The following is an 11,783-nucleotide window of genomic DNA, read 5'->3' as shown; positions in this document are numbered from 1 at the left end:
GACCCGCGACCTGGATAGCCTGCTGGAAGCCGCGACACGCGACCTGGATAGCCTGCCTCTAGCGCGCCCTGTTGGCTTTATCCACAATCGCGGCCAAGATGCGGGAGTCTTTGCCTTGATCCAACAACGGCGCAAGGCTTTGCTGGTGCGAGGGGCTGATGGTGGTCTTGGCGTCGCTCTGGCGCCGATTGGCGGCCCTCTGTTCCGAGGCGAACTCACGCGACGGGAACAGCGTGTAAACGACTTCCGCCACCTTCCCCCGCGTGCCCCGTTCATCGTTCCGCTTCACGATGGACAACGCTCCCAATTCCTGGACATCCGCCCATGCCTCGTCGAGCGCGGCTAGGGCGTCCCTCTGTCGGGTGTAGCCATTGAGCAAACCGCTGTCGCGCTTGATCGTGCTGAACCGCATTTGAAAGCTGTTCGTGATGGCGGCCTGCGTGTACTTCAAGACAAGTTGACTAATCAACCAGCGCGCAAGCTGCGTGCTGCACTTCATCAGCCGTTGGTAGTTGAACTGGCGATAGGTGATCTGGTTGATGCTATCAGTCACCAAGCCGTGAAACTGCACGAACCACTTCGCGTCGGGATCGGCTGCTCGTCCCTTTCGGTTGACTTTCGCCAAGGCAGGCAAATAGGGCTGCGAAATCATGCTCGGGTCGTCAGGATCGGATGCTGCGTCAATCACGGCCAGAAAGGCGTAGTGCAGCACTTCCAGGCCTTCGGCCAGCCCTTCGTAGGTCATGGCGTGGCCCTGGCTAGCAAGCTCCTGCCGCAAGCGGTGCAGCGTGAAGGCGACGCCGCTGCGAAAATCGGGCCGGTCGAAAAATCCTGCGTACTGCTCGACGGCCAACTTGCGCAAGGCGTGCTCGATCAGTTCTTCACGCGCACTCGGGTAGTGTTCCAGCGTCTCGCCGGTCGGCCTGCCGTCCTTGTCTTTCACTTCAAGGCGCGCGGGGCGGATTTGCGCTGTATAGGACTTGCCGCGATACTGGAAATCGACCCTGCGCACGGGCAGAAACCCGCCCGCCATGCGCAGCTCGTCCTGTTTTTTGCGCGGCACGGTGTAGCGCGGAATGCTGTCCCAAAGGTCGATGGCATTCGATAGCGCGTCGCGCTCGTCGTCAGTGTTCGCCAGGAAGCCTTGAAACAGGTTGAGTTGCTGATTGGCGAAGGCGTCCACGGGGACAGGCTTGAGCGCACGGCGGCGCGGTTTTTTCTTTTCTATGGTTTCGTCCGTCATCGTCCCTCAGCTCCTTGTTGCCTTCATGCCTGAGGTCTAGGCTTCGCCGTTGACTGCGGACAGTGCAGCAATCTGCGGCTCGTGGCGACGCGCGAAAACCGCGTTTATGCCTTCGGCCAGCAACGCCTGAATACTGCTGCGCTCTTTGGCGGCAAGTATCTTGAGCGCGGTCTGCACCTCCGGTGCAAAGTGCCCGCCAACCAGGACGCGCCCCTCGCGCGACGGCGCAACGCGCGGCGCAACCCTGTTAGCCACTGCAGGCACGTTCTTGGCGTCGGCGACTGGCACTGCTGCGGCTGGTATCGGCCTGCGGGCTTGATTGAGCCCTAGCGAGAGCGGGTTTGGCTTAGCCATGATGGATGTCTCACTTAGTTAAAAGTTTTATTGTATACATGTATAGCTGTATAGATTCTTCGGCGGCCTTGCCCTTCGGCTCGTATTCCTGGGCTGTCTGCCCGACGTTTCCGGCATGACGGTGCGCGGCGCGCATATAGACGGTCACGGGACACACGACGAAGCCCTGCTCCTTGATGTAGGTAGCTGCGTCATGTGCTTCCTTACCTTGAATCGGGGCCTTGCTAAGCACCACAACCACAGGCGTATCACCGGCCAGCTTCAACATGTCGGCGACCTTTGGCAGTGTTTCGAGGCTGCTGATATGCGGCTCCACGGGCACCAGCACAAGGTCAGCGCGCCGCGCAGCTTCCACGCCGTCCGCGCCCGCATGTGGTGGTGTGTCAATGACGATGAAATCCACGTCCTGCCCCTTGGCGTTCGTAAGCGCGGCATCTAGACGTGCGGCAGGCGTAGCGACAACCCAAGGAAACTCCGCTTCGCGGCGGTCTGTCCAGTTGGCGGCGGTGGCCTGGGTGTCAACGTCGAAGATTGCCACCTTACGGCCTGCCTGCACGGCGGCAACCGCGAGAGTCAGCGCTAGGGTGGTTTTTCCGCATCCTCCCTTTTCGGCCACGATGGCGACTATGTGTTGCTTTGTCGTCATGTATACACCTATTCATGTTTGAATGGCGCAATGTAGCCGCGCTGCGCCGAGTCTGTCAAACGATGTCGCCCGTGAGGGGCGTTTCTCTGCCCCTTTGTGTAAACAGCATGAATAGGGGTCGTCTCAGAATTCGGAAAATAGCGTGGCGCGTCTTACGCTTTCATCACGGGCGTGAAGTCCGACCACTGCTCGATGCGGAACGCTCGAACGTCACGCACGGACTTGGGGAACCATACCTGCCCTTTGAGAGCTTGCATGGCAAGGAACAGATTCGCCATGTTCTCGTCGTCGGTGACGTACAGGCTGCCCTGGACGCGCCGGAAGCCAAACTGGGCAAGCGTGGCTCCGATCTCGGAATAGGCTTGGGACACACCCCTGGGGTGGTGCTGCTCGGTGTCGGCCACCACCAGGTCAAAGGCAATGGCGTACATCAGCGCGCCTGCGGGTCGTCGGCCAGGTGACTGTAACGGTACTCGGCCTCTTCGCCGGTTTCGACCATCTTGATCTTGACCATCCAGTCCCCGTCATCGAGGGCACGGGTCGGCTCGCCAATCTCATACTTCGGCCCAAAGGCTCCAAAGCTCTTGATTTGCCCGGTATGAACCTTGGGCGGGGTTTGCAGTGTCGGCATGGCTGCGTCCTGTTGCTCGTCGAATGGGTACAAGGCTAGTATGGCACAGACTCTGTGGCACATCGTTCAGCTTTTTGTCTTGTTTTCGACAGTGACCTGTACCCGGTTTCCCCTCTATGGCGTCCACCAGGCGGCGATGGAAACGAGACACTTTGGCGCAAAAGGTCTTGTTTTGGACCGTTGCACTTCGCACTTAAAACCACCGCCTCTTTTTCATATTTTAAAAATTTGGAATATATCATGTACGTTGCTAAAATCGAAGGCGCTACCGTTAAGTTTTATGACTCACATTCGGGCGCATTAAGAAAAACTTTTAGTTGCGCATCATATAAAGGGGCAAAATCAGTCAACATTGAAGACGACCTCGCAGCAATTGTGTGTGGCGATGGAAAGACGCGACTTTTTGATGTACACACCGGCACAGTAAAAAGGACATTTTAATCGTGGCGCAACACAAATCAAACTCTTCAGTGCAAAAATGGGCCGAACAATTAATTCTCCAAACCGTTAAGGATGAATTGAATCTCAATTTCTCACCCTGCGAAGAATGCGAAGAAATCGCCAGATTGGGAGTTTGTCCTGACGGCGTTGATGTCAACAATAAGACAGTTATTGAAGTCTATTCGCATGTTGGAAAGTTGAAAGGCGCCCAGCTTCACAAAATAAAGGGCGATATACTAAAGCTTGTGTATATTGATAAATCTCTTAATTCGGAATGGAAGAAATTAATCTGCTTTTGCGATAATGAAGCTGCTAATTTTTTGCTTGGCGATTCATGGGCTGCGCGAGCCGCCAAAATATTTGGAATACAAATACATATAGCCGAAATTGACAGTGATGCAAAGAAAAAAATAACTGATGCGCAAACCAAGCAACTCATGGTGAATGCATAGTATGCAGATCGAAGCCACCTGGTCGAATCCCGTCTACCTCAGGAAATGCAAGCCAGGCGGGCTTATTTACGAACTCGACCTAAACGAACTGCCAACAGAACCCGGCGTCTATGTATTTTGCAGAACCCACGGTCAGAAAATTTCGCCAATCTACATCGGAGAAACGCTGAATCTTCGCTCCAGAATAAAGAGTCACTTGAATTCACTGCCGTTAATGCGAGCAATTGAGAACGCCGCGACTGGAAAGCGATTATTGATCTACTGCACTGTCAAGGCCGGATCAGATGCGAAGGCGAAAAAACACGTGAAAGTAATTGAGAAAGCGCTAATTCTTCATGCACAAGGCGAAGGCCATATCCTGTTCAACAAGAAGGGGACCAAACTACCCACCGACGAGATCAGCTTCACCGGCAATCGCACGTCCGAGGCAATTGCACCAAGAAGCATGTTTATCAAGAAGGCTCTCACCTGAGACCAAAAACTGAATCTTCGCCATTTGCAGAAGCTTTCTGACTTTAAACGCTACCACGTTAAGTAAATCCTGCAAACCACCGTTTGCGTGAATTTTGAAAATGGTCGGCGTCCTTAAATCTGAAGTGCAACACACCATCTCCGCGAACCAAAAGGAGAAGTTTTATCTATGCCCATGCTGCGGATGGCCGTATCAGCACTTATCGCCCTCGGCCTCGACCTGTTTTCCGAATTCTTCATTATCCATTGGCTCGATTTGCCGTCGGTGCACACTATCCACGTGTGGCCACCCTATCTCAATTTTGTGATGTCCTGGAATACAGGCATCGATTTCGGCCTCCTGAGCAACTACGGCGGTCGCTGGTTGCTTGTTGCGTTCCCCATCGCTGTCTCACTGGTGCTGACAGCATGGGTGCGCAACAAGCGCGGCTGGATCCTGCCGCTGGCGACCGGCGCAGTCGTCGGCGGTGCGCTTGGAAACGCCTTCGATCGCGTAATCTATGGTGCGGTGGTGGATTACCTCAATATGAGCTTCTGCGGAATAAACAACCCGTATTCGTTCAATGTTGCCGACGTCTTGATCACCTGTGGCACAGTTTTGATCGCAATTGGCATAGGCAGGGCGGCTCCAAACCCGAACTGCAACGCCACAAACCACCGTTTCTGAGAAGCCCACAGCCCGCCCCGGTCCTTGACCATCCATCAAGGACTTGGGCGGGATTTTCGTTCTCGAAATCCTGTCTTGATTGTTCTTTCTCGATTGCTTAGGATGTTGGTGAGTTTCGAGAAGGAGAACATTCATGTCGAATCATCACGTTGTCGTCAGCATGGATCACCAGGCTTGGCAGGCGGGTTATGCCGCTGGCCTGGAGGGCAAGTCCAGCATCCATCCGCCTGAACTCGATGGCCTGGCCTTCAGCTCCGGCTACATCGAAGGCAAGGCGCACCGGCAAGGTTTCGACCAAGCCGGCCGGGAGAAGCTGGCCAGACGGGCTGGAGCAACGCACCCGGCAAGCCATGTTGAAACTTGCCTTGGGGTGCCGGATGGGCTAATAATGGATCGTAACTGTTAGTTGATAAGAGATTCCCATGCCCACCAGTGTTGCCCTCGGCACCCACTTTGAAGAGTTCGTCAAGGTCCAGGTCTCGTCTGGCCGGTACAACAACGTCAGCGAAGTGGTGCGTGACGGTCTGCGCTTGTTGCAAGACCAGGAAGACTTGCGCTGCGCCAAGCTCGAATGGCTGCGCACCGAACTTCAAAAGGGACTCAGCAGCGGCCCTGTGACCCCGCTCGACATGGCCGAAGTCAGGGCGGAAGGGCAGCGCTTGCGCGCCCAACGTCTTGCTGCTGACCAGCAGGCGTAGGCATGGCAAACGTCGCCAAACGGCCTCTCGCACTGGCCGACTTGGCCGAGATCTGGTCCTTCATCGCCGACGACAGCGAAGCCAACGCTGACCACTTCCTGGCCAAGCTGGAAACAAAGCTCAAGTTGCTCGCCACCCAGCCACGCATGGGGCGCGAGCGCCCCGATCTTCTGGCCGAAATGCGCAGCTTTCCCTATGCCCGTTACGTCGTGTTTTTCATGGCGCAACCTGACGGCATCGAAATCGTACGGGTGCTGCACAGTGGGCGCGACATCCAGGCCGACGACTTCGAGACGAAGGGCAACCCATCGTCAACATGGACATGATGATGGCCGCGCACGCGCTGGCCATCGGCGCTGTGCTGGTGACCAACAACACCCAGCATGACGGACGCATCACGGCTCCGCTTGTGCTGGAGAACTGGGCGCGGGATGCCTCGCTGTCTTGATCTCATGGGGACCATCGCATGCTGATCGGCTACGCCCGTGTTTCCACCCAAGATCAGAACCTGGAGCTGCAGCGCCAGGCGCTGCAGACTGCCGGCTGTGCCAAGGTCTATGAGGATGCGATGAGCGGCCTGCGGGCTGATCGCCCAGGCCTTGCAGCAGCCATGGAGCAATTGCGCGAGGGTGACACCCTGGTGGTGTGGAAGCTCGACCGCTTGGGGCGTACCGTCAAAGGCTTGGTGGAACTGGTGGAGTCCCTGCAGGCCCAGGGCATTCAGTTCAGGAGCCTGACGGATGCCATCGACACCTCCAGCCCTTCGGGGCGGTTCTTCTTCCATGTGATGGCCAGCCTGGCGCAGATGGAGCGGGAGCTGATTGCGGAGAGAACCAAGGCAGGATTGCAGGCCGCGCGCAAGGCGGGGCGCATCGGGGGCCGAAAGCGCAGCATGACGCCGGCGAAGATCGATGCGGCCAGGACGCTCATGGCGCAGGGCACGCCGGCCAAGGATGTGGCGGCCACGCTTGGGGTGTCGGTGCCCACGCTGTATCGCTGGGTGCAGGTGGGGGTTTCTTGAAGCACCGCCGGGGGTCAGGTGCCAAGGCCGCGCGCGCGGGTGGCAGCATCTCCGCTGCGAACAGTGGGGTGACGATCAAGGTTTCATCAAACAGAAAATTGCGAAAGCAGTTCATTCAGTGTATAAACACTGTGACACGAAAACACCTTTATGGACGGCATCAAGAGCATGAATACCACTCGCTGGAACATCGCCGTGTCGCCGGACGTGGATCAGTCCGTGCGCATGTTTCTTGCCGCGCAGGGCGGCGGTCGTAAGGGAGACTTGTCGCGATTCATCGAGGAGGCCGTGCGCGCCTATCTGTTGGACCGGGCTGTCGATCAAGCCAAGGCCGCTGCGGCTGGCATGAGTGAGACGGAACTGACTGACCTCATCGACGAGGCTGTGCAATGGGTGCGTGAGCACTGATGCGTGTCATCCTGGACACCAACGTGCTGCTCGGCGCACTGATTTCGCCGCATGGATCGCCTGACGCCATCTATCGCGCTTGGCGCGCGGCGCGGTTTGAGCTGGTGACATCATTGGCGCAGCTCGATGAACTGCGTCGCGTGAGTCGCTACCCGAAGCTCAAGGTCATTTTGCCCGCGCACCGTATCGGCGCGATGGTCAACAACATGCAGCGCGCCATCGTGCTGGAAAGCCTGCCGACTCTGCCCGAGGGCGTTGATGCCAGCGACCCGAACGATGCCTTCCTGCTCGCGATGGCATTGGCCGGTGAAGTGGACTACCCGGTGACGGGAGATCGCCGCGCCGGGCTGCTGCAACGGGGCAGCATCGGACGCTCACGCATCGTGACCCCGGCCGCGTTCTGCGCCGAGGCGCTGTAATTCTCAGAAACGGTGGTTATCTACAAGAACTTGGTAAGTACTGCGCCGGGATGGCGTTCGCGCCACTGGCAGATGAGCAATTCCAATTTAAGCTACCACCAGCTTGGTTTGCTTGTCCGACAAGGAGCAGCTGCTTATTGATAATTTGTTGAGCCGCTTGGTTTCCGTAGGTGATCGTTACCTGAACTCCGTTTGCAGGATTCACCGAGTTGATGGATAGGCTCTTGACGTATTGACCAGAGATCAGACTCGCAGATGCCACGCCTGCAGCGCTATTGCTAGCAGGATACTGGCCGTTTTGTGAGTAGTAATCCCAAATCGATATGCGCGCACCATCCGCCAAGCTTAATCCTTCAGCAATCTGAGCGCGGATGATATAGTCTTGATACGCTGGAATCGCGATTGCCGCAAGAATGCCGATGATTGCCACTACGATCATCAATTCAATTAGCGTGAATCCGTGTTGAATGCTTGGGATGGCCCGCGCGAAACGAATTCTTCTAAAAGTATTCATGAATAACCTATTTTTCTGCCGCGCCAGAGGCGCCGGAAATCGCGCTTACTGCACTTGGTTGAGCAACAAAAGACCCGCCTTTCCACCCTTGTTGTGCAAGTCCAGAAGCGTAAAGCGCCAGATCGAAACCGAACAGTGTTTTTTTCGGATCGATGGTGACCACGGTGCCGCTTGCGCCATGCTCCCAAGGTTTCAGGACGTTCACGCCGACAGGCTGAATTTTCGATTGCGCTAAGGTGTAAAAAACCGCCGATACCGGGTCATAAATCTTTGGCGCAAGCGTTTGCAAACGCTGTAAACCACTACGTACATCCGGGCAATCGTCAGGGTAAAAGGCGCAGGCTTTGGCAAGAGTCAAAGCGGCATCTTTAGGGCGATGATCGAGCGCGTACAGCATGCCAAGTTTTTGGAGAAACCAGACCCCTGTATAGCTTCCGGCAACGCGCCTTCCGAGTGCGATTTTGTCGCTCAGCATGAACGGATCAACGCCCATACTGTAAAAGTTCAGCGCCTCGACAATGGGCGAAAAACCTGGGCTGACAGTCACTTTTTGCAAATTACGCTGAAAAATACCTTGGTTCTTTTCATACAGGGCGTTGTCGGTCGCCAAGGCGGTGAGCTTCACGAAATCCAGATATCGAATGCTTGCCCATGCCATGAAGGCCAGCATCAGCACCGTGACAAGGCCGAGCAGCACTTGCGCCGAGCGCGTCACACGTAAATGCACGGCGGTACTGTCCAGCATGCCCCAACACAGCGCGAAGGGCACGAGAAAATACATGTACCAAAGCGGAAATTCAGTCAGACTGTATCCGAGCAACATCGAGCAGACTCCAACCGCTGGAATGGTCCATGCGGGCCACTGCGCAAGGCCAGTGCGCCACAACTGTTGCAACATGCGCCATAGACTGATGCCGCCCGGAATGAACAAGGCCAGCAAGCCTACGAGCCCCCATTCGGCCCCAATTTGCGCAAACAGGTTGTGCGCATTTGTTGCATACAAAGGCTGAGCCTGTTGTAAACCCAGACGGAACTCCCAATCCGAGAAACTGGCGAAACCTCCGCCCCAGATGGGATGAGCCGTGAACTCAGCCCAGGCAACATGCAACAGCCCTAACCGCTGCCCTATTCCACGATCCGCCAACCGCTGCGTGGCCGGGGGAAACAATTGTTCCAAACCAAACCCGGTGTAAATCAACCATTGCAGCGTTGCATACATGACCGCCAAGGCGACGAGTCCAAGCAGCGCTCCGCGCCAACGCCGGTTGGGCCGAGACCAAAGTGCGCCCAGGCTTAACCCGGCCACAAATAAAAAACCGAAGGCTATCCGGCTTTGGGTCAACGTCATGCCACTGACCAGCAACAACATGCCCAATACAGCAGCCGCCCGCTTCGCTTCGGCGCGACTCACGCCAGACCGACTCCAATAGGCAAAAGCCAGCAGACCAAACCCTAATAGGAGTCCTGACTGATTCCGTTGCCCGACATTACCCGATGGGGGTTGCAGAGCTTGGCGCGGGAAAAGCCAGATTTCCTGCTGATTCGGGAAAAGGAGTTGCGCCCATAACACAATGGCCGTTCCTATGGCCGCAAACGCAAAAGCGGCAAGCAATGCATTCACCAACCATTCGGCTTGTCCTGCAAGTGCGATCCGATGTCCGAACCACGCCGCCATACTGGAAATGAGCAAAGCGCCCACTGGCCACACGATGTAATCAACAGAACTGTTCGGATGCGCGCGCAAGCCAAGCAACAGGACGACCACCAGCGCCATCGCTCCCAGAGAGGCCCAAGGAACAGACCAGCCCGCCCGCAACCCGCCGCTTGCCAGCACTATCAATGCTGCAAGCACCATGCCGGCACCAACCACAATTTCTTGATAGAAGGTCGGAATCGGCAGGAAATGCAGGGGTGTCAGCGTCGCCAGCACAAAACACAAAGCGATGAGCGCCAAGGCCATGGCAGAAGCGGCACGGTTGAATGGATCAGTCACAGTGACATGCTCTCGTTAGAATCAGTGCAGCATAAACCAACCGGCGCACAAAAAAAACCCGCCTTGCGGCGGGATCTAATTCGGCAGAGCGAATTATTTGCAAGAAGATGGAAGATATGTGTTGCTAATGGTTCCTGCTTTGCAGGTCCATCCGAAAGCGCCAGCGCTCGACGATCCCACGAGAAGCACAGTTTTGCCTTGGATGTTCGTGTTAGCTTTGGTGGTATTAAACGTAACCGTAATTGTGCCCGGGGTTGTCCCAACGTCGACGCTAGCGACATAATTACCAGTGATGGCCGCAGCTAATGCCAACCCAGCCGCCGAATTAGTGGTTGGCCATTTACCGGAATTAGATGCGAATTCCGTGATGGCGGTTTTCGCGCCATCGGCCAGCGACAGACCTTCCGTCACTTGTGCCCGAATCACATAATTCTGATATGCCGGAATCGCGATTGCCGCCAAGATACCAATGATGGCCACCACGATCATCAATTCGATCAGGGTGAAGCCCTGTTGCAGTTGCTTCTTCATCAAAAACTCCTAGTGTGTTGTGTGCTGCGGCTTGGGCGCCAGGAAAAACACCGGTGTAGACGCTTGGCTGCAGCAGGGTTGGCGTCAATCCCCCCTGAAGGGGCACGTGAAGTCGAGCAAGCGTCATGCCATAGCAAAATTCGTGATGAATTGCACAATTCTTGCGGCATGCCGACGGTAACGTTTTCATGTCCAGGTGGAATGGGTGGACACGTCCGCGGTATGTCCAAGTGGAATGGGTGGACACGCATCCCGGGTGTCAGTGCAAAATGGGTGGACACGCCACTCCCAACCACGGAGATCATGTTGACTAAAAATCTGCTTTGTAGTCGCCGTATGGCATCTATTGCCCTTGGGCGAAGCGAGCGCACGGTTCGGCGTTGGGATGAGGATGGCGTCCTTAAGACGGTCGCCCACGATGCTTCGGGCCGTGCCATGGTGGGTATCGCAGAGGTGTTCACCCTACTCAACCAAGACATGAATCTTGAAATGGCCGAGCTGATTGTTCAGGCCGACGGCGGAAGTGCTGAAGCACAAAGCGACCTCGGCATGGAGCTTCTGCAAAATGGCCGCGCTACCGGTGCTTTTGAGCTTTTCCGAGAATCGGTTGAGCAAGGCTATCCAGAGGCCATGCACTGGCTATACCAATGCTACATGAAAGGGCTGGGTGTTGAGAGAGATGAAAACTTGGCGATGATGTGGCTCAACAAGGCTGCCGCACACGGGCATGCCATCGCCAAGGCCCAGGCTGACGCCATCCGTGCACTGGCCTTGCAGCGGTTGCAGGCCAGTGGCCCAACAGCGCCGCAGTGAACGATGCCCGCGCCGAGCGATAGTCCGCCGCTGCGCAAGTCAGGAAGGCCGCGCAAGGGCGAGGTTCGACTGGAAACCACCGATGCAGAGCGAGCCCGGCGCTATCAAACGCGCAAGCGTGCCGAGGCTAAGCAGGACAGACGTGTGGAGGTGCTGTTGTTCGTGACCAGGCAGGTCGCGGACCGACTCACCGAACTCGGCATTCGCCGGGGTTGCACCAGGGCCGAGGTGGTTGAAAAGCTCATCCTGCAGGCGGATGAGTTCAGCCGCGAGTGATGATGCGCCAGCAGCGGCCGTCTCAAAGTCAGCGGCCCTATTCCGAGACATTTTTCACCTCACGCACCTGAAGACAGTGGCACATGGCACAAGAAATGCTTATCTCAAGCTGTTTCATGGTTGGCTGTTCTTCTCATCTCCGGGACCTTCGCCCGCCGCAAGGCGGGCTTTTTATTAGCGGGATGCTGAACACCAAAACGAGACT

Annotated in this window: 20 protein-coding genes; 12 read left to right on the top strand and 8 right to left on the bottom strand. The window is 56.3% G+C overall.

Annotated elements, in window-relative coordinates; all coding sequences use genetic code 11:
• Positions 1-58 precede the first annotated feature (58 nt).
• The 5 genes from THIX_RS00185 to THIX_RS00165 all read right to left on the bottom strand — a co-directional run bounded on the left by THIX_RS00185 (position 59) and on the right by THIX_RS00165 (position 2,874).
• A complete protein-coding gene (locus THIX_RS00185) occupies positions 59-1,183 on the bottom strand; it encodes a replication protein (protein ID WP_146748416.1) in 1,125 nt (374 codons plus the stop codon).
• A 96-nt stretch (positions 1,184-1,279) separates the two neighbouring features.
• Positions 1,280-1,531, bottom strand: coding sequence for a ribbon-helix-helix domain-containing protein (locus THIX_RS00180; protein ID WP_112484337.1), 252 nt, complete (start codon positions 1,529-1,531; stop codon positions 1,280-1,282).
• A 76-nt stretch (positions 1,532-1,607) separates the two neighbouring features.
• Entirely contained in the window at positions 1,608-2,243 is a 636-nt protein-coding gene (locus tag THIX_RS00175; protein ID WP_112484336.1) for a ParA family protein, read from the bottom strand.
• Between the two features lie 152 nt (positions 2,244-2,395).
• Complete coding sequence (locus tag THIX_RS00170) at positions 2,396-2,674, bottom strand: virulence factor (protein ID WP_112484335.1); 279 nt, start codon at positions 2,672-2,674, stop codon at positions 2,396-2,398.
• The gene (locus THIX_RS00165; protein ID WP_112484343.1) at positions 2,674-2,874 is read right to left on the bottom strand and encodes a DUF5397 family protein; all 201 of its coding nucleotides are present in this window, start codon (positions 2,872-2,874) and stop codon (positions 2,674-2,676) included. The genes THIX_RS00170 and THIX_RS00165 overlap by 1 nt, the downstream gene beginning before the upstream one ends.
• A 443-nt stretch (positions 2,875-3,317) precedes the next feature.
• Between THIX_RS00165 and THIX_RS22820 the strand changes: the two genes are divergently transcribed.
• From THIX_RS22820 to THIX_RS00120, 10 genes are all read left to right on the top strand, one after another.
• On the top strand, positions 3,318-3,767 hold the full coding sequence (locus THIX_RS22820) for a hypothetical protein (RefSeq protein WP_146748415.1): 450 nt from the start codon (positions 3,318-3,320) through the stop codon (positions 3,765-3,767).
• A gap of 1 nt (position 3,768) precedes the next feature.
• Positions 3,769-4,239: a GIY-YIG nuclease family protein gene (locus THIX_RS00160; RefSeq protein ID WP_112484334.1), complete on the top strand. Its 471-nt coding sequence runs from the start codon at positions 3,769-3,771 to the stop codon at positions 4,237-4,239.
• 168 nt (positions 4,240-4,407) lie between these two features.
• A complete protein-coding gene (gene lspA / locus THIX_RS00155) occupies positions 4,408-4,905 on the top strand; it encodes a signal peptidase II (RefSeq protein ID WP_112484333.1) in 498 nt (165 codons plus the stop codon).
• Positions 4,906-5,038: 133 nt separating this feature from the next.
• Positions 5,039-5,311: a hypothetical protein gene (locus THIX_RS00150; protein WP_112484332.1), complete on the top strand. Its 273-nt coding sequence runs from the start codon at positions 5,039-5,041 to the stop codon at positions 5,309-5,311.
• A gap of 16 nt (positions 5,312-5,327) precedes the next feature.
• Positions 5,328-5,603: a type II toxin-antitoxin system ParD family antitoxin gene (locus tag THIX_RS00145; protein WP_112484331.1), complete on the top strand. Its 276-nt coding sequence runs from the start codon at positions 5,328-5,330 to the stop codon at positions 5,601-5,603.
• Positions 5,604-5,605: 2 nt separating this feature from the next.
• Positions 5,606-5,929, top strand: a complete 324-nt coding sequence (locus THIX_RS00140; protein WP_112484330.1) for a type II toxin-antitoxin system RelE/ParE family toxin — start codon at positions 5,606-5,608, stop codon at positions 5,927-5,929.
• Positions 5,920-6,051: a hypothetical protein gene (locus THIX_RS24540; RefSeq protein ID WP_255421414.1), complete on the top strand. Its 132-nt coding sequence runs from the start codon at positions 5,920-5,922 to the stop codon at positions 6,049-6,051. Before THIX_RS00140 ends, THIX_RS24540 begins: the two co-directional genes overlap by 10 nt.
• An 18-nt stretch (positions 6,052-6,069) precedes the next feature.
• A complete protein-coding gene (locus THIX_RS00130; protein ID WP_112484329.1) occupies positions 6,070-6,624 on the top strand; it encodes a recombinase family protein in 555 nt (184 codons plus the stop codon).
• A gap of 168 nt (positions 6,625-6,792) precedes the next feature.
• On the top strand, positions 6,793-7,032 hold the full coding sequence (locus THIX_RS00125) for a ribbon-helix-helix domain-containing protein (protein ID WP_112484342.1): 240 nt from the start codon (positions 6,793-6,795) through the stop codon (positions 7,030-7,032).
• Positions 7,032-7,451 (top strand): putative toxin-antitoxin system toxin component, PIN family, encoded by a 420-nt coding sequence (locus tag THIX_RS00120; RefSeq protein WP_112484328.1) that lies wholly within the window; start codon positions 7,032-7,034, stop codon positions 7,449-7,451. The genes THIX_RS00125 and THIX_RS00120 overlap by 1 nt, the downstream gene beginning before the upstream one ends.
• Positions 7,452-7,467: 16 nt before the next feature.
• Here the strand turns inward: THIX_RS00120 and THIX_RS00115 are convergent, their stop codons facing one another.
• The 3 genes from THIX_RS00115 to THIX_RS00105 form a co-directional block, all read right to left on the bottom strand.
• The gene (locus THIX_RS00115) at positions 7,468-7,965 is read right to left on the bottom strand and encodes a pilin (protein WP_112484327.1); all 498 of its coding nucleotides are present in this window, start codon (positions 7,963-7,965) and stop codon (positions 7,468-7,470) included.
• A gap of 7 nt (positions 7,966-7,972) precedes the next feature.
• The gene (locus THIX_RS00110; protein WP_112484326.1) at positions 7,973-9,925 is read right to left on the bottom strand and encodes a PglL family O-oligosaccharyltransferase; all 1,953 of its coding nucleotides are present in this window, start codon (positions 9,923-9,925) and stop codon (positions 7,973-7,975) included.
• 126 nt (positions 9,926-10,051) lie between these two features.
• Positions 10,052-10,489: a pilin gene (locus tag THIX_RS00105; RefSeq protein WP_112484341.1), complete on the bottom strand. Its 438-nt coding sequence runs from the start codon at positions 10,487-10,489 to the stop codon at positions 10,052-10,054.
• 306 nt (positions 10,490-10,795) lie between these two features.
• On the opposite strand from THIX_RS00105, the gene THIX_RS00100 reads away from it, so the two are divergent.
• Together THIX_RS00100 and THIX_RS00095 are read left to right on the top strand one after the other, a co-directional pair.
• On the top strand, positions 10,796-11,302 hold the full coding sequence (locus THIX_RS00100; protein ID WP_233224316.1) for a tetratricopeptide repeat protein: 507 nt from the start codon (positions 10,796-10,798) through the stop codon (positions 11,300-11,302).
• 3 nt (positions 11,303-11,305) lie between these two features.
• Positions 11,306-11,578, top strand: a complete 273-nt coding sequence (locus tag THIX_RS00095; RefSeq protein WP_112484325.1) for a RepB family protein — start codon at positions 11,306-11,308, stop codon at positions 11,576-11,578.
• Positions 11,579-11,783: the final 205 nt, after the last annotated feature.

The organism is Thiomonas sp. X19 (genome assembly GCF_900089495.1).
In the GTDB taxonomy this organism is placed as follows: domain Bacteria; phylum Pseudomonadota; class Gammaproteobacteria; order Burkholderiales; family Burkholderiaceae_C; genus Thiomonas_A.
The sequence above is the reverse complement of the archived record's forward strand: the minus strand, read 5'-3'. Positions and strand labels throughout refer to the sequence as shown.

Bases quoted from the DNA above. Each gene is read 5' to 3' on its own strand.
- THIX_RS00105 (WP_112484341.1), bottom strand. From the start codon at position 10,489: ATGAAGAAGCAACTGCAACAGGGCTTCACCCTGATCGAATTGATGATC.
- THIX_RS00150 (WP_112484332.1), top strand. From the start codon at position 5,039: ATGTCGAATCATCACGTTGTCGTCAGCATGGATCACCAGGCTTGGCAG.
- THIX_RS24540 (WP_255421414.1), top strand. From the start codon at position 5,920: ATGGACATGATGATGGCCGCGCACGCGCTGGCCATCGGCGCTGTGCTG.
- THIX_RS00160 (WP_112484334.1), top strand. From the start codon at position 3,769: ATGCAGATCGAAGCCACCTGGTCGAATCCCGTCTACCTCAGGAAATGC.
- THIX_RS00165 (WP_112484343.1), bottom strand. From the start codon at position 2,874: ATGCCGACACTGCAAACCCCGCCCAAGGTTCATACCGGGCAAATCAAG.
- THIX_RS00170 (WP_112484335.1), bottom strand. From the start codon at position 2,674: ATGTACGCCATTGCCTTTGACCTGGTGGTGGCCGACACCGAGCAGCAC.
- THIX_RS00115 (WP_112484327.1), bottom strand. From the start codon at position 7,965: ATGAATACTTTTAGAAGAATTCGTTTCGCGCGGGCCATCCCAAGCATT.
- THIX_RS00120 (WP_112484328.1), top strand. From the start codon at position 7,032: ATGCGTGTCATCCTGGACACCAACGTGCTGCTCGGCGCACTGATTTCG.
- THIX_RS00175 (WP_112484336.1), bottom strand. From the start codon at position 2,243: ATGACGACAAAGCAACACATAGTCGCCATCGTGGCCGAAAAGGGAGGA.
- THIX_RS00125 (WP_112484342.1), top strand. From the start codon at position 6,793: ATGAATACCACTCGCTGGAACATCGCCGTGTCGCCGGACGTGGATCAG.
- THIX_RS00140 (WP_112484330.1), top strand. From the start codon at position 5,606: ATGGCAAACGTCGCCAAACGGCCTCTCGCACTGGCCGACTTGGCCGAG.
- THIX_RS00110 (WP_112484326.1), bottom strand. From the start codon at position 9,925: ATGGCCTTGGCGCTCATCGCTTTGTGTTTTGTGCTGGCGACGCTGACA.
- lspA (WP_112484333.1), top strand. From the start codon at position 4,408: ATGCCCATGCTGCGGATGGCCGTATCAGCACTTATCGCCCTCGGCCTC.
- THIX_RS00095 (WP_112484325.1), top strand. From the start codon at position 11,306: ATGCCCGCGCCGAGCGATAGTCCGCCGCTGCGCAAGTCAGGAAGGCCG.
- THIX_RS00130 (WP_112484329.1), top strand. From the start codon at position 6,070: ATGCTGATCGGCTACGCCCGTGTTTCCACCCAAGATCAGAACCTGGAG.
- THIX_RS00145 (WP_112484331.1), top strand. From the start codon at position 5,328: ATGCCCACCAGTGTTGCCCTCGGCACCCACTTTGAAGAGTTCGTCAAG.